Below are 15,665 nucleotides of genomic sequence, written 5' to 3'. Positions count from 1 at the left end.
GCTCAGTTTTGACAGGCCGAATGTCCCACCGGGTGTTCGCCGACCTCCACCGGCAGGGTTCCAGGTGCCTCGGCCCCGGTCAGCACTGCTATCAGTGCTTCGAAGGATTCGGGGCTGCGCCCATTGAGGGCGATCTTGGTCTCTGCGTTTGATTCGGCCAGTGCCTCGGGACGGTCGACGGTGACCACCACATCGCCGCTGCTGGGGGTGGTGCCGCCGAGCAGGGTGACGGTAGTGCCCCAGCCGGTCTCCAGCCCGGCCTCCTGTGCGGCGGCGGCCAGGCGGTCGCGGTCCTGCTGGGTGCCGCCCTGGATCTGGATGCCGCCCTCAGTCAGCTCGGCCTCGCATTGGCCCTCCACCAGGGTGACCATCTGGGAGGTCAGAGCGGTCGGCATCTGCTCGGCGATCTCCTGGCTCTGGTCTTCGAGCAGCGGATGCTCCGGTGCCACTCCGGGACCCGCGCTGAGCTCACCGGCGGCCAGTTCCTGCTGCCAGAGCACCAGGGCGACCACTCGCTCGGCGGCTTCATCCAGTCGCTGCTGCTCCAGTTCCCCGGAGTCCACCGCAGAGAGGATTGCCGAATGCGCACCGGGGGCAGATTCTGGCATCAGGATGAGATCGGCCCCGGCGGCCAGGGCATCGACCACGGCCTGGTCTCCGCCGTAGGTCTGGGCGATGGCGGCCATATTCATCGCATCGGTGACCACCACACCCTCATGCCCCATATCGCGGATCTCGCCATAGGCGGCAGCAGATAACGACGACGGCACCCCCTCCTCCAGGGCGGGGACATCGATATGGCCCATCATGACCATCGGGACCCCGGCCTCGATGGACTCCGCGAAGGGCACCCAATCGCGTTCTCGCAGCTGTTCCAGGCTCTGTTCCTGGACCGGCAGGGTGTAGTGGGAGTCCTCGGATACTGAGCCGTGGCCGGGGAAATGTTTGACCGATCCAGCCACCCCGCCCTCGGCCAGTCCGCGGATGCTCTCAACGGCCAGCTCACTGACCGCCTGGGGATCGCTGCCGAAGGACCGGGAGCCGATAGTGGGGTCAGCGGCACCATGGGTGACATCAGCATTGGGGGCGAAGCTGACGGTGAATCCCAGCTCATGGAGATCCTGAGCCATGAGTCGGTGGCCCTGCCAGGTCAGCGTACTGCTGGGCAGGATCAGTTCCTCATCCTCCTGCTCCGCCTCGGTTTCCTCCGCACTGTGATGGGCGGCCCCATAGCCCATGGGAGTTGGCCATTCGGCCACCGGATTTCCTACCCGGGTGACCAATCCGCCCTCCTGGTCCACGGAGATGATCGGTGGCACGGCCCGGTCCTCACCGCCTGCTGCGGCCAGCAGTCCGGTCTGCTCAGCCAGGGCCTGGGTGTCCACGGAGTGTTCGCCGCCGGGAATGTTGTGCCCCATCAGGATCATCCCGGCCAAGTCCAGCTCTTCGATCTGTTCGGCGGCAGCAGCGGCCTCGGTGCCCTGGTACTCGCCGATGATCACCTGTCCGGCCTTCTGCTCGGGGCCCATCTCTGCGACCAGCTCGGCGGCCTGCTCGCGGTGCTCCTCACCCGGGCCGGCCAGGGCGGCATCCCATTGGTCGATCTCCTCCTGGGCGGCCTCCAGCTGCTGCTGGTGCTCCTGTTCGGCCTCCTCCTCAGGGCTGAGCTCATCGACTCCGTCCTGACCGGGGTCGGGGGAGCCGGCGTCGTCCTCGGCGCAGGAGACCAGAAGGACGGAGGTGATAAGCGCCAGCGCGCCGGCACGGCGCAGTGTGGAGGCCCGGAGGTTATGCATGCGGACCACCCTAAATCACCGGCCCGCCGCCCACCGGCTCACCCCACTGACCAGGACCGATAAGCTGAGTTTCTCAACAGTTGATATCAAGGCGATCCGCAGCATCCGTCCAGGTCAGTCCCGCTAAAGTTAGAGCGAGCTTGACTCAACGTTGCACCGATCTTGACTGTGAAGGAGACCTCCATGGGACTGTCGTTCGCCGAATCTGAGCGCTCCACTCTCGGTATCGAATGGGAGCTGGCACTGGTCGACCGGCAGACCGGTGACCTCCGCAGTGTTGCCGAGCGGATTCTGGAGGCAACCCGTGCTGAGCGCCCCGAGCTCAGCGGCGAGGATGAGCACCCCTATGTGAAGCAGGAACTGCTACTGAACACCGTGGAGCTGGTCACCGATGTCTGTGGTGAGGTCTCCGAGGGCGTGGACCAGCTGCGGGAGACTGCCCGCAATGTGATGAAGCACTGTGAGCCCCTGGATGTGGACCTCTACTGCCAGGGCAGTCACCCCTTCGCTCCCCCGACCAAACAGCCGGTCACCGATAAGGAGCGCTATAACGAGCTGATCCGGCGCACCCAGTGGTGGGGCCGGCAGATGGTCATCTACGGCATCCACGTCCATGTCGGACTCACCGATGTGAAATACGCGATGCCTGTGGTCAACGCCCTGTGCAACTACAACGCGCATTTCCAGGCGCTCTCGGCCTCCTCCCCCTACTGGTCGGGTGAGGACACCGGTTACGCCTCCCAGCGGGCACTGATGTTCCAGCAGCTGCCCACCGCGGGGATGAGCTACCAGTTCGAGGAGTGGTCCGGCTATGAGCGTGCGGTGGCCGATCTTGAGCACACCGGAGTGATCAATGACGTCACCGAGGTGCGCTGGGATGTCCGCGCGGTACCCCGTCTGGGCACCGTGGAGCTGCGCATCTGCGATGGGGTGGCCACCCTCGAGGAGATCGGCGCAATCACCGCGCTGACCCAGTGCCTGGTGGAGGACACCGTTCGGCACCTCGATAACGGCGGCAAGGTCACCTCCATGCCGAACTGGTACGTCAAGGAGAATAAGTGGCGTGCGGCCCGCTATGGCCTGGATGCGATCATCATTCTCAATGAGAATGGTGACGAGGAACTGGTCACCGATGCCATGGCCCGGGAGCTGGAGCGGCTGGAACCCATTGCCAAGGATCTGGGCTGCGAACGGGAGCTGCGCTACCTGGAGACCATGATGGACAAAGGTGCCGGCTACCAGCGCCAGCGCAAGGTCGCTGAGACCCACGACGGCGATCTGCGTCAGGTGGTGCTGGACTCCGCGGCGATGACCCGGTTGAGCATCAACGGGTGATGCAGTGCACCGGCAGGCTGGAATCAGCCGGTATCGCATAGGAGGATGCCGGCTTTCCAGCCGCCACCAGCTCAGCCCCCAGGGCGGCCACCATGGCCCCATTGTCGGTGCACAGCGGGATCGGTGGCACGGTAAGGCTGATCCCGGCCTGCTGGCAGCGTTCGGCAAGCAGTCCGCGCAGCCGTGAGTTGGCGGCCACTCCCCCGCCCAGCAGCAGGCTGGTGATGCCATGCTCTTGGCAGGCACGGACCGCCTTACTGGTGAGCACATCCACCACTGCCTCCTGGAAGCTGGCGGCGATATCGGCTGTGGGGACCGGCTGCCCGGCCTTCTCGAACTGTTCCACGGCACGGCCGACGGCTGTTTTCAGCCCGGAGAAGGACCAGTTGTGCCGGTGTTTGCCAGGCTCCTCAGCGGTACCTTCGAATTTCGGCATGGTCAGGCCGCGGGGGAACCGGAACGCGGTGGGGTCGCCCTCTTTGGCGGCAGCATCGATTTTGGGCCCACCGGGATAGCCCAGGCTCAGCAGCCGGGCGGTTTTGTCATAGGCCTCGCCGGCGGCGTCGTCGATTGTGGATCCCAAAAGTTCGACATCCTCACTGAGGGATCCCACGCGCAGGATTTCGGTATGTCCGCCGGAGACCAGCAGCGCCCCGGTATTCGGTGGGAGGTCCCGGACCCCGTTCGAGGCACCCCTGGAGTCGGCGTCGTTATCGCTATGAGGTCGGGAGGCGCCATTCTGTGGGTCTTCCAACAGTCCGACGGCGACATGGGCGACGAGGTGGTTGATTCCGTAGAGCGGCTTGCCGGTGGCCAGGGCGAGGCCCTTGGCTGCCGAGAGGCCCACCATCAGGGCCCCGGCCAGTCCAGGGCCAGCGGTCACCGCGATGGCGTCGACATCCTCCAGGCGGACCCCGGCAGTGTCCAGGGCTCGGCGGAGGGTCGGGGTGAAGGCCTCCACATGGGCGCGGGCGGCGATCTCCGGGATGACCCCGCCGAAGCGGATATGTTCGGCCATGGAGGAGGCCACTTCATTGGCCAGCAGTTGGCGTCCTCGCACAATTCCGACACCTGTCTCATCGCAGGAGGTCTCGATGCCAAGAACCAGTGGCGCCGGGTTCTGACTGGGCTCAGGTGCGGATGTCATCGTCAAAATTTTATCGCTCATCATCACTCCGGCCGGCCCGGCAGTGGGACTGATGGGCGGGGTTCACGCAGGCGTTTGCGCATGATCAGGGCATCCCCGCCATCGGGGTAATAGCCGATCCGCTGGTGGATCTTTACGAATCCGTGCCGAATATAGAGCCGCTGGGCCCCGGGGTTATCTGCGCGGACCTCCAGCAGGAGGTCTTCAGCGCCGCGGTCGGTGGATTCCTGTTCGATCAGCTTCAACATTCGGCTGCCCAGTCCCTGGCCCTGGGCCTGTGGGGAGACGGCCAGGGTCTGTACATCGGCCAGGGGCAGTACGCACATCATCCCGGCATAGCCGATGATCGCCTGGGCCTGGTCCTCGACGACCCAGTATTTGCGGGTGGCCTCGGTGGGAGCCGCTGCGGGTTCGGCCTGGGCCAGTTCCTCGTGGAAGAACTGTTCGGGCCAGGCGTCATGGGGGAAGAGTTCCTGCTCCAGCCGCAGCACCGCAGGCACATCGGCGGGGGTCATTACCCGGATGGTGGGTCCCTCAGTCATCGGGACTCAGGTTCCTGATTTCTTCATCTGGGCGGGGACTTTGGCATCGGATTCACGCAGATACAGCGGCCGCGGTTCGCACAGGACCCCATTGAGTTCCCCGGCCAGAGCGCCCTGGGCCAGCCTGCCCAGCTCAGCCGCATGCGGGGTCCAGCTGGAGGGGTCCTCACCGGGCAGCTCAACTACCTGCAACTGCTCCGGGTAGAGGCCGACGCCGGCGCCGACTGCCGGCAGCTGGGGCAGCTCGGCGGCGGGCCCCACGAAGGGTCCCTGAATCAAACGGGAGCCGTCCTCATCGTGTTCATAGGCGGCCCAGTAGACCTCGCGGCGTCGAGCATCAGTGGCCACTAGGAACTCGCCTTCAACTCCAGCATCCACGGCCCGCAGGGCAAGGGAGTCGAGACTGCAGATCCCGTGCAGGGGCTTACCCCAGCCTTCGGCCAGAGCATGTCCCAGCGCCAGACCAACTCGCAGTCCGGTGAAGGGTCCGGGCCCCACACCGACGACGACGCCGCTGATCTGCTCGCCGGTGGCGCCTACCTCCCCGAGCACTTCTTGGACGGCCGGGGCCAGTACCTCGGCATGGGTATTGGGGGCATCTGTGCTCCACTGGGCCAGGATCTGACCGAGATCATCGGTGTCTTTGTGACTGATCAGTGCAGTGGAGGCGCCGGCGGAGGTGTCGAGGGCTAAGAGCACCCCCCTATGGTATCGCCGCACTGGTGCCGGCCCAGAAGGGGCCAGACCAGTGCGGCGATGAGGTATTGGGGTGCTGTGACCGGGATCAGCGCAGCAGTCGGCGCATCAGAATGGAGATGAACTCCAGGATCAGCACGACCACGAAGATCATCAGCAGGATGTAGGTGACCACCTCGAAGGAGAGCACCCGGTTGGCGTTGAGGAGGTAGTAGCCCACGCCTCCGGCGCCGACGATGCCCAGTAGGGTCGCGGCCCGGATATTGACATCCAGCTGATAGAAGAGGTGTGCCACTGAGGCCGGTGCTGCTTGCCGCACTGTCGCAGCCATGAAGACCTGAAACCGCCCGGCACCTCCGGTGGAGATCGCCTGCTGGACCCGCACATCAGTCTCCTCGATGGAGTCGGCCACCAGTTTGGAGAGCAGACCCATCGCGCCCAGGGCAAGGGCCAGAGTTCCGGCCACCTGTCCCATACCCATGATCACGATCAGGATGATCGCCAGGATCAGCTCGGGGATTCCGCGGGTGACCACAATGAGATTGCGGAAGATCTGCGCCACCCAGGGATTGGGCGCCACGTTTCGAGCCGCCATGGCTCCCACGGGCAGGGCAAGGATCGCTCCCAACAGGGTCGCAGCCAGACCCATCTGGACAGTGGTCAGCAGGGCAGCCCAGAGAGTCTCCGGGATATCCCCGTCATCCGGTGGCCAGAACTGCCCGGCCACATCCGGGATGGAAGCGAAGCCCTCGAAGAACCGCACCCAGTCGATCTCGGCGTACCAGGCGGAGACCACGATCAGCGCCAGGAACAGGCCCATAGCGGCAACCCGGCTGATCCGTCCGAGGTTCCAGGGCGGTGTGGTGCGGTCGCCCAGCCGACTTGTGTCCGAGACCTTCACAGTGGACTCTGTGACCCCATTGGTGCGGTACCGGTCGCGGACCTTGTGGTAAGCCCAGATGAAGCCGTACCGGCTGGGTTCGGAGCGTCCCAGCAGCTTCATCCGCAGGAACCCGGAGAGGATTTCCGCGGCAATGCAGATACCGAGGATGATCAGCGCCAGCGGGATGGCCCGATGGTAGGAGCCCACCCCCAGGGCTTGGCTGAGATCCGCGCCGAGACCTGGCAGGCCGATCCAGCCCAGGATCACCGAGGCCCGGAGGTTGATGTCGAAGCGGTGTAGGCCGTGGGCGACGATCGCAGGCATAATCCCGGGGATGGTGGCCCCGAAGATCTGCCGGGAACGCGGGCTTCCGCCCGACTCCAGTGCGCGCCGAGGGCCGTCGTCGTGGTCTTCAATGGCGTCGGCGTAGAACTTCCCGAGCATGCCGATGGAGTTCAGCCCCAGGGCGAGAATCCCAGCCACTGCCCCACCGCCGAAGAGGCGGATGAAGACGATGGCCATGATCAGCTCGGGGATGGCGCGCATGACAACCACGAAGGTCCGCGCCAGGGCCCGGGTGGCCCGCGATGGTGAGGTGTTGAACGCCGCAGCAAGGCCCAGGATCACCGAGATGATGGCGCCCAGCAGGGTCGCCAGCAGCACAATGGCCAGGGTCATGGCAGTCGATTCCATGAGATCCGGCAATTCCGGCCACTCCAGGGTGCCCACACGGTCCTGGAAGAAGACGACGGCGTTCTCGAATCCGACGATCAGTGAGGCGATATTGATCCGCAGCTCGATCATCGACCAGATGCCACCGGCGATGAACGCCGCCATAATCGAAAAGCCCAGCAGCGCCCGGGACGAGGGGCCCCGCAGCGTGCGGGTATCGCTCAGCGCCGGGCGGGTGGTGCTCCCCCGTGGTGCGGATGTCTCAGCCGTGGTGCGTTCCCGAACGGCAGTGGTCATCGGAGGTTCGCTCCCCCACTGGCAGCCAGCTGCTCCTCCTGACCCCCGGCGCGCTCGGCGGCTGCTGCCTCGGAGGCCCATTGGGCCGAGTAGATGCGCATCGCGTCATCGGAGCTGACATCGGCAGCAAGTTCATCCATGACCTTCACACCCTGGCGCAGTCCGATGATCCGGTCGCCCCAATGCCGGGCCAGCTCCACCTGGTGGAGGCTGCAGATCACAGTGAGATCGTCCTCGCGGGCGATCTGGGCGATGAGGCTCATCACCTGGTTGGAGGACTCCGGGTCCAGGGAGGCCACCGGCTCATCGGCCAGCAGGATCTTGGGCTGCTGGACCAGAGCGCGGGCCACTGCCACACGCTGCTGCTGACCTCCGGAGAGGGTATCTGCCCGCTGGAACCGCTGATCGGCCAGACCGACCCTATCCAGTTGTTCCAGGGCCCGCTGCCGGACGGCCTTGGGGTAGCTGAAGAGCCCCATCCGAGGGCCCCGCAGACTGCCCAGTGCCCCGGTGCAGACGTTCTCCAAGGTGGACATGGAGCCCACCAGATGGAACTGCTGGAAGACCATGCCGACCTCTCGACGCAGGTGTCGCAGCTGGGTCTTCCGGGCGGTGCCCACCTCCGTGCCCAGTACGGTGACTGAGCCGGAGGTGGGCTTATGCAGGCCGTTGATCAACCGCAGCAGGGTGGATTTACCTGAGCCGGACAGACCCAGCAGAACGGTGAAGGTTCCGGGGTCGATCTCCAGGTTGATATCCCGTGCGGCGACGGTATCTGCGGAGAACCTCTTAGTGACGTTCTCTAGTGAAATTGCAGACATCAGTCGCAGGCTTCCGCCTCGGTGATCTCGCAGACCTCGCGGATACCGTCGTAGATGTCATCCTCCACGGGGGTGTACTCGTAGGACTCCTCCGGCAGGGAGCAGTCGTCAGCGGAGTCGCAGTAGCCGGCCTCGACCAGGGCGTCAACGTTGATCAGCCCCTCGTCGAACATCCCGCGCAGCTCTTCCTGAGTCTCCTCATCCAGAGTGTCGGTGTTCATGAAGATCGGGGAGGCCGGAATCAGCGGGGATTCCCAGACGATCTTGTAGTCGTCCTCGCTCAGCTCACCACGGTTGGGCATGAGCACCTCGACCATGGAGTCATAGGCGAAGGCCAGTTCACACTGTCCGTCCAGCAGGGCCAGGATGGCACCGTCATGGGAGCCGGGGTACTGGGGATCAACGTCCTCTTCAGGATCCAGGCCGGCTTCCATCATGCCGGCAGAGGGGTAGAGGAATCCGGAGGTGGAGCCCTGCTCCACGTAGCAGACGCTTTCGCCTTCGACGTCCTCGAGGGAGTCGATATCGGAGTCGGCACGGACCAGCGCGTAGGAGACGTATCCGGCCTCTTCGCCCTCTTCCTCGATACGGCCGCCGAGCACGTCAACGCCGGCGCCGGCGTCACCGGCACGCACGTAGGTGAAGGGGGAACCGATGCCCATATCGGCCTGGCCGGAGACCATGGCCTCGATCACTGCGTTGTAGTCGGTGGAGTGGTTGAACTCCACGGGACGGCCGGTCTCGCCGCCGATGACCTCCATGAGCAGTTCGAAGCCGGCCTCGAGCTGGGTGGCTTCCTCAGCGGGGACGCCGACTATCCGGATGGGCTCGCCTTCGCCCTCGACGGTGCCTTCGGGATCGCCGTCAACGGCATCTTCGCCGTTGGTGTCTTCGCCGCTGGCCTCATCGGCGCCATCGGATCCTGCACCATTGCCGTCGTCAGCAGCTTCGCCGCAAGCAGACAGTGCGAAGATTCCGGCGACTGCAGCGACGCCGAGCTTGCTGAACAGTTTCTTACGCAGGGGTTCAGTCTCAGTGGACATAGGGTGTGCTCTCCTCAGTGTGGTGCCCTGAAAACGGTGCGGATTCTGGCGCGGCGTTGCCGCACACGTCACCACTCAACCGAGGCAGTGTGAACCTTCGGTACTGATGAGTTGAAGGGAGGGTTAACCCTAGGCGAAGCTTATTTGGGGATCGCTCTCCCACCTGGGGCCATAGCCTCGCAGGACTGCCAGCCGGGGCGTTCCGAGGATGTCCTCCTCGGATTCGCTGAAGTCGGTTTGGATCTCGGCCCCGGTGGAGGGGCGGGATACACCCATGGGGGTTTCGGCGTCGTCGTCGCCTTGGGTTTCTGGATTTTCCAGTTCCGGGGTCTGCAGTTCGAGGTCCAGCCAGGAGCCTCCGGTGCCCAAGAGCGCCTCCTCAACCAACGCCCGACCCCATTCGATAACGACCACGGATTCGGCCAGATGGGCTGCCAGGTCCAGGGATTCCAGGCCCTCAGCATCGGTGCGGTAGGTGTCCACATGCACGAGGTCGGGGCTGGTGTCTTCGCGGTTGCGGTGGATGCGGGAGAGCACGAATGTCGGGGAGCTGACCTGGCCTTCGACGCCGAGGGCTTTACCGAGGGCCTTGGTGAAGGTGGTCTTACCGGCCCCGAGTCCACCGGTGAGTACCAGGAGGTCCCCGGGCTGCAGCTGAGCGGCCAGCTGCTGGGCGTAGGCCTCGGTGGCTTCGAGGTCGGCCAGCTCTGTGCTGTGCTGCCAGTTCTGCCCGGGCAGTGGTGCCGCAGGCTGGGCATCCGGTGCTGGGCTCATTGATCCCCCTGCTCCTGCTGTGCTGCGGGCGGGTTGATGACCTCGCGTGGGACCCGGGCTCCGATCCGGGTGATGATCTCGTAGTTGATCGTCTGGGCGGCCGTACCCCATTCGGCGGCTTCGATTCCGGAGTCACCGCCGAAGAGGGTGACCTCGTCGCCCACTTCGACCTCGGTCTCGGCGCCGAGGTCGACGACGAACTGGTCCATGGCGACCCGGCCCACCGAGTGGTAGCGCTGACCGCGGATCAGCACGGGACCGCCGACGGCGATGCGCGGCACACCATCGGCGTAGCCCAGTGGGATCAGGCCCAGGGTGGTGGGGGCATCGACCCGGTGGGTCAGCCCGTAGCTGATGCCCTGGCCGGCGGGGACTTTTTTGACGTTGGCAACCCGGCTGCGCAGTTCCATGGCCGGCTGGAGGCCCAGGGATTCCGCGGTGCGGTCGGCGAAGGGGCTCTGCCCGTAGATCCCGACGCCGACCCGGACCATATCGAAGTGGGCATCGGGGCGGGAGAGGGCGGCCGGAGTATTGGCGGCATGGCGCAGATCGGGGACCACACCGGCGGCTTCGGCGGTCTCCAGGGCCTGTCGGAAGGCGGCGAGCTGCTCGTCGGTCTCCTTGCGGTCAGGCTCATCGGCCACAGCGAGGTGGGTGAAGATGCCCTCAATGCTGATCAGTCCCTGGTCCTGGTATTCGGCGGCATTGCCGACCACAGTGGGCCAATCAGCGAGGGTGCAGCCATTGCGCCCGAGTCCGGTGTCGAGCTTGAGGTGGACCCGGGCTGGCTGATGCAGCTCGCCTGCGGCCTGGGCGATCAGGGGCAGTTCCCAGCCGGAGGATCCGAGATCGATATGGGCCTCGATGGCGGCCGCAAATTCGCTCTCCGGGGTGTGCAGCCAGGCCAGCAGCGGAGCTTCGATTCCGGCTTCGCGCAGCTGAAGGGATTCGGAGATATGGGCGGTGCCCAACCAGCCGGCACCGCCTGCGAGCGCGGCTTCTGCGGCGGTGATCAGCCCGTGTCCGTATCCATCGGCTTTGACGGCGGCCATGACCTTCGCGGGGCGCACGAAATCGCCGATAGTGCGAACGTTATGGCTGATCGCGGCAGCATCGATCACCGCTGCCCGCTCCGGAAAAGTCATGGGCTCCACATTACCGGTCGAGCTCATGGGGCTCAGACATGTGGGATCGCCTCGATGAGGCCCGAGGCACTGAATCTGCCCCTGCCGTCGGGGTCGATATGGCCTGCTGCCGCGGTGTGAATACTGGCCCCGGCAGCCGCTACCTGCAGCCAGCTCCGCGACCGCGCTGCCACCGCGCCCAGGATTCCGGAGAGCACATCCCCACTGCCGGCGGTTGCCAACCCTGGGGCCCCGCCGGCGTCGAAGTCTCCGGCCCGGTGCAGCAGCACATCACCATCCGGGGAGGCGATGACGGTGGTGGCCCCTTTGAGCAGGACGCTGCAGTCCAGTCGCCCGGCGATCCTGCGGGCTGCCTCCACGGGATCGACCCGCGGTGAATCAGTCTGCAGCAGGGTGGTCAGCACGCGGTCTCGCAGGGTCTTAGCGATCTGCCGGGCCTCCCCCAGATGCGGGGTGATCAGAACGTTTTTGTTCAGCCCATCGCGGCGGCGCAGCTGGTTGCGGATCAGGCCCAACCCGGAGGCGTCCAGGACACAGGCTGTGCCGGTCTCCAAACACTGCTCCAGAACTCCCTCGGCCTCCGCCAGCCGGGTCTCCCCTGCGCCTATCCCTGGTCCGATGACGACGGCGGCAGCCTTCTCCACTGCCGGCACTGATTGGCCCGCGGGGGTGGAGACAACCTCCGGCCACCGGCTGAGCACCTGGTGGCTAACCGAGGCCGGTGCCTGCAGGGTCACCATGCCGGCGCCGGTGCGCAGGGCCGCTGCCACGGTCAGCTGGGCCGCACCGGGGTACTGCTTGGAGCCTGCCAGGACATGGACTACCCCGCGGGAGTATTTGTGGTCATCAACCCTGGGTGGGTTTCCCACAGTCCAGGTCGCCGCTGCCGCCCGGCCTGCTCCCGGGGCGCTGCCTGTGACCATGTGGACCGGAGTTTTGGGCAGATGCGGCCCCAAGCCGATGTCTACAGTGTGCAGATTGCCGCTGAGCGTGCCGCCTCGTCCTGCCAGCAGGCCCTGTTTCAGCCCGCCGAAGGTCACCGTGTGATCAGCCGGTATCACTGCCTCACCGGCGGCTCCGGTATCGGCGTTGATCCCTGAGGGCAGGTCGCAGGCGATGACCGCGGCGTCGTCCAGGGCCCCTGCCAGCCCGGGGATCTCGGGTCGGGTGAATTCGCCGGTGAATCCTGTGCCCAGCATCGAGTCGATGAGCACCTGGGTACCGGCGGGGATGCTGCTGGTGATCCGGCCGCCGGCTGCCTGGAAGGCTTCCAGTGCCTGGGGGTGCGCTCTCTGCCGAGTCAGGACAGCGTGCACCTGTGCTCCGCGGCGGACGAGGAATGCCAGGGCATAGAGCCCGTCGCCGCCGTTATTGCCGGAGCCGATCAGTCCGGTGACTTTGGCCCCGTAGACGGGCCCGTCCAGCACTGCCACCGTGTGCTGGGCCAGGCCATAGGCGGCCCGGCGCATCAGGGTGGGGCCTTCCCCGGCGTCCAGGAGTGGCTTCTCGGCGTCCCGGATCTGCTCACCGGTGTAGACCCTCATCAGCTCAATCTGCTGTCTGCGCATGGTCCGTTCCTCCTGCGCACCACACTACTAAGGGCCTGTTGCTGGGACTACCGTCCGGGCCGCTGATTCCACTGGGCCATCACCCTTCGGCGATGACCATGGCGGTTGCGATATCCCCGTCATGGGACAGTGAGAGATGCCAGGTGCGGATCCCGCGTGCGGCCGCGGCCTCAGCCACAGTCCCGCTGACTTCGATATGCGGGTTGCCGGAGGGTTCGCAGACCACCTCGCAGTCCTGGAAGTTCATCCCAGCTGGCGCCCCCAGGGCCTTGGCCACAGCCTCCTTGGCGGCGAAGCGTGCGGCCAAGGATCGCAGCTTCAGCTCACGCTCGGCGGGTGTGAACAGCCGCTTGGTGAGTCCCGGGGTGCGCTCGAGCTGCTGGGCGAACCGTGGCACATCCACCACGTCCACCCCGATGCCGATGATCACTGGCCCGCACTACTCCACGGTGACGGATTTCGCGAGGTTCCGCGGCTGGTCGACGTCGTAGCCTTTCTCACTGGCCAGGGCGCAGGCGAAGATCTGCAGCGGCACAGTGGCCAGCAGCGGCATCAGCAGCGGCTGGGTCTCGGGCACGAAGAAGACCGTGGAGGAGAACTCGGTCACGGAGTCGTCACCCTCTTCTGCCACGGTGATCGCATTGGCTCCGCGGGCGCGGACCTCCTGAATATTGGAGACCACCTTCCCGTGCAGGGAGTCCCGACCACGTGGAGAGGGCACGACGACGAAGACCGGCTGACCGTCCTCGATCAGTGCGATGGGGCCGTGCTTGAGCTCACCGGCGGCGAAGCCCTCAGCGTGGATATAGGCCAGCTCCTTGAGCTTCAGGGCACCCTCCATGGCCACTGGGTAGCCCACATGCCGGCCCAGGAACAGCACACTGGGGGAATCGGCCATGGCCCGGGCGAGGTCCTTGATCTGATCGGCGTTGTCCAGGATCTGCTGGATCTTGCCGGGGATCTTATGCAGATCGGCCAGGATGTCCTGGATCTCTCCGGTGAACATCTGACCGCGCAGCTGGGCGAGGTAGAGCCCCAGGAGGTAGGCGGCGGTGATCTGGGCCAGGAATGCCTTGGTGGAGGCCACCGCGATCTCGGGTCCGGCGTGGGTGTAGAGCACGGCATCGGATTCCCGGGGGATGGTGGAGCCGTTGGTGTTGCAGATAGCCAGGGTGCGAGCGCCCTGTTCCTTGGCGTAGCGGACCGCCATCAGGGTGTCCATAGTCTCACCGGACTGGGAGACCGAGACGATCAGGGTGTTCTCATCGATGATGGGATCCCGGTAGCGGAATTCATGGGCCAGTTCCACCTCCACCGGGATACGGGTCCAGTGCTCGATGGCGTATTTGGCCACCATGCCGGCATAGGCGGCGGTGCCGCAGGCCAGCACAATGATCTTCGCGATGCCCTTGAGCTCTTCGGCGTCGATGCGCAGTTCATCGAGGATCAGCCGGCCGGAGGCATCAGTGCGGCCCAGCAGGGTGTCCTCCACGGCCTTGGGCTGGTCGTTGATCTCCTTCTCCATGAAGGTGTCATAGCCGTCCTTCTCGGCGGCTGCGGCGTCCCAGTCCACGTGGAAGCGTTTGCCCTCGGCCGGGGAGCCGTCGAAGTTGATGATCGCCACGTCATCGGTGGTGATGGTGACGATCTGATCCTGTTCCAGCTCCACGGCCTCGCGGGTGAAGTCGATGAACCCGGAGACATCGGAGCCCAGGAAGTTCTCGTCCTCGCCGAGGCCGACCACCAGGGGTGAGTTCCGGCGGGCGGCGACCACCCGGTCGGGCTGATCGGCGTGGACGGCCAGCAGGGTGAAGGCTCCTTCGAGCTCGTTGACCGCCTGGCGCATTGCCTCGGTGAGGTCACCGGTCTGCTGGAAGGCCTGGCCGATGAGCTTGGCTGCGACCTCGGTATCGGTCTGGGAGTCGAAGCTCTCATCGGCGGCGTCGAGTTTCTGCTTCAGCGGGGCGAAGTTCTCGATGATCCCGTTGTGGATCACTGCGAGTTTGCCCTCATCTCCGTAATGCGGGTGAGCGTTTTGGTCAGTGGGGCCGCCGTGGGTTGCCCAGCGGGTGTGACCGATTCCCACCGATGCCGGGGTCAGTGGCTGCGCCTCGATCTCGGCGATGAGGTTAGCCAGCTTCCCGGACTTCTTCCGGGCCTGAATCTGTCCGTCAGCCACAGTGGCCACACCGGCAGAGTCATAGCCCCGATACTCCAAACGCCGCAGCCCCTCCATGAGCACATCAAGTGCCTGGTGCTCACTGATCTTCTGGGGCACACCGATATAGCCAACGATTCCACACATGCCCCATAGGGTACCGTGCTTAGCCGGACTCTCCGCGAAGGGAGCGCAGCAGAGGGTGCACCCGGGGCGGGATCCTCTGGCGCAGCACAGTTTCGGTCTGCGTTCGGCGAACACCGGGGATGCTCAGAATGCGCTGAATGATCTCTTCGAGGTACTGCGGACCCCGGGAGACGACAGTGCAGAGGATGTCGCTGTCACCAGTGGTGGAATCGGCCTCGGTTACCTCAGGGATGGCCCGTAGGCCTTCGGTGACCTCGTCCAGCACGCCCTGGGCGAGGCTGAGCCGGACAAAGGCTTTGGAGTCATAGCCCAGCCGGGCGGGTTCGATCACCGGCTGCCAGCCGCCGAAGACCCCCATTCGGGTCAGCTTCTCCAGCCGGGCCTGGACTGTGCCGCGGGCGACCTGGAGCTGACGTGCGTATTCGCGGACACCGGCCCGGGGTTGTTCCAGGCACAGCAGCAGGATCCGCAGGTCGAGGTCGTCGGCATGCTGTGGCATATCTGGAGGCTCCTTGTGATGCTCATCACAGTGTTCAATTTATTCGGTGACCCACGGCTTTCACTGGGCCATTGGTACAGAGCAGAAGGCCAACTATTGAATGCTCGGCCACCAATCCCTCACGATAGTGCACAACTAGACG

General features: G+C 65.3%; 14 protein-coding genes. 1 reads left to right on the top strand and 13 read right to left on the bottom strand.

Going from position 1 to position 15,665, the window contains the following annotated elements; all coding sequences use genetic code 11:
- Positions 1 to 2: 2 nt before the first annotated feature.
- A complete protein-coding gene (locus tag HGQ17_RS03630) occupies positions 3 to 1,796 on the bottom strand; it encodes a glycoside hydrolase family 3 protein (RefSeq protein ID WP_229503283.1) in 1,794 nt (597 codons plus the stop codon).
- Positions 1,797 to 1,979: 183 nt separating this feature from the next.
- Here HGQ17_RS03630 and HGQ17_RS03625 point away from each other — a divergent pair, with 183 nt between their 5' ends.
- Positions 1,980 to 3,131 carry a glutamate--cysteine ligase gene (locus HGQ17_RS03625; RefSeq protein WP_168886606.1) on the top strand — a complete coding sequence of 384 codons (1,152 nt, stop codon included), beginning with the start codon at positions 1,980 to 1,982 and terminating at the stop codon, positions 3,129 to 3,131.
- On the opposite strand, the gene tsaD is transcribed toward HGQ17_RS03625, so the two are convergent.
- From tsaD to HGQ17_RS03565, 12 genes are all read right to left on the bottom strand, one after another.
- Positions 3,121 to 4,278, bottom strand: a complete 1,158-nt coding sequence (gene tsaD, locus HGQ17_RS03620; RefSeq protein ID WP_229503282.1) for a tRNA (adenosine(37)-N6)-threonylcarbamoyltransferase complex transferase subunit TsaD — start codon at positions 4,276 to 4,278, stop codon at positions 3,121 to 3,123. The two genes, HGQ17_RS03625 and tsaD, sit on opposite strands and share 11 nt — an antisense overlap.
- Before the next feature lie 23 nt (positions 4,279 to 4,301).
- Positions 4,302 to 4,820, bottom strand: a complete 519-nt coding sequence (gene rimI, locus HGQ17_RS03615) for a ribosomal protein S18-alanine N-acetyltransferase (RefSeq protein ID WP_168886604.1) — start codon at positions 4,818 to 4,820, stop codon at positions 4,302 to 4,304.
- A 6-nt stretch (positions 4,821 to 4,826) separates the two neighbouring features.
- Entirely contained in the window at positions 4,827 to 5,519 is a 693-nt protein-coding gene (gene tsaB / locus HGQ17_RS03610) for a tRNA (adenosine(37)-N6)-threonylcarbamoyltransferase complex dimerization subunit type 1 TsaB (protein WP_168886603.1), read from the bottom strand.
- Between the two features lie 85 nt (positions 5,520 to 5,604).
- The gene (phnE, locus tag HGQ17_RS03605; protein WP_211090403.1) at positions 5,605 to 7,368 is read right to left on the bottom strand and encodes a phosphonate ABC transporter, permease protein PhnE; all 1,764 of its coding nucleotides are present in this window, start codon (positions 7,366 to 7,368) and stop codon (positions 5,605 to 5,607) included.
- Positions 7,365 to 8,189, bottom strand: coding sequence for a phosphonate ABC transporter ATP-binding protein (gene phnC / locus HGQ17_RS03600; protein ID WP_168886602.1), 825 nt, complete (start codon positions 8,187 to 8,189; stop codon positions 7,365 to 7,367). Before phnC ends, phnE begins: the two co-directional genes overlap by 4 nt.
- Positions 8,189 to 9,232, bottom strand: a complete 1,044-nt coding sequence (locus tag HGQ17_RS03595; RefSeq protein WP_168886601.1) for a phosphate/phosphite/phosphonate ABC transporter substrate-binding protein — start codon at positions 9,230 to 9,232, stop codon at positions 8,189 to 8,191. The genes phnC and HGQ17_RS03595 overlap by 1 nt, the downstream gene beginning before the upstream one ends.
- A 129-nt stretch (positions 9,233 to 9,361) precedes the next feature.
- A complete protein-coding gene (tsaE, locus tag HGQ17_RS03590) occupies positions 9,362 to 10,006 on the bottom strand; it encodes a tRNA (adenosine(37)-N6)-threonylcarbamoyltransferase complex ATPase subunit type 1 TsaE (protein WP_168886600.1) in 645 nt (214 codons plus the stop codon).
- Entirely contained in the window at positions 10,003 to 11,151 is a 1,149-nt protein-coding gene (alr, locus tag HGQ17_RS03585; protein ID WP_229503281.1) for an alanine racemase, read from the bottom strand. Before alr ends, tsaE begins: the two co-directional genes overlap by 4 nt.
- 32 nt (positions 11,152 to 11,183) lie before the next feature.
- Positions 11,184 to 12,719, bottom strand: a complete 1,536-nt coding sequence (locus HGQ17_RS03580; protein WP_168886598.1) for an NAD(P)H-hydrate dehydratase — start codon at positions 12,717 to 12,719, stop codon at positions 11,184 to 11,186.
- Positions 12,720 to 12,798: 79 nt separating this feature from the next.
- Entirely contained in the window at positions 12,799 to 13,149 is a 351-nt protein-coding gene (locus tag HGQ17_RS03575; protein ID WP_168886597.1) for a holo-ACP synthase, read from the bottom strand.
- 9 nt (positions 13,150 to 13,158) lie between these two features.
- Positions 13,159 to 15,024 (bottom strand): glutamine--fructose-6-phosphate transaminase (isomerizing), encoded by a 1,866-nt coding sequence (gene glmS / locus HGQ17_RS03570; RefSeq protein ID WP_168886596.1) that lies wholly within the window; start codon positions 15,022 to 15,024, stop codon positions 13,159 to 13,161.
- Positions 15,025 to 15,043: 19 nt separating this feature from the next.
- Complete coding sequence (locus HGQ17_RS03565; protein ID WP_168886595.1) at positions 15,044 to 15,523, bottom strand: Lrp/AsnC family transcriptional regulator; 480 nt, start codon at positions 15,521 to 15,523, stop codon at positions 15,044 to 15,046.
- Positions 15,524 to 15,665 lie beyond the last annotated feature (142 nt).

This window comes from Nesterenkonia sedimenti (assembly GCF_012641515.1).
Lineage (GTDB): Bacteria > Actinomycetota > Actinomycetes > Actinomycetales > Micrococcaceae > Nesterenkonia > Nesterenkonia sedimenti.
Note: the sequence above shows the minus strand (reverse complement) of the source record. Positions and strands in the feature narration are given on the sequence as shown.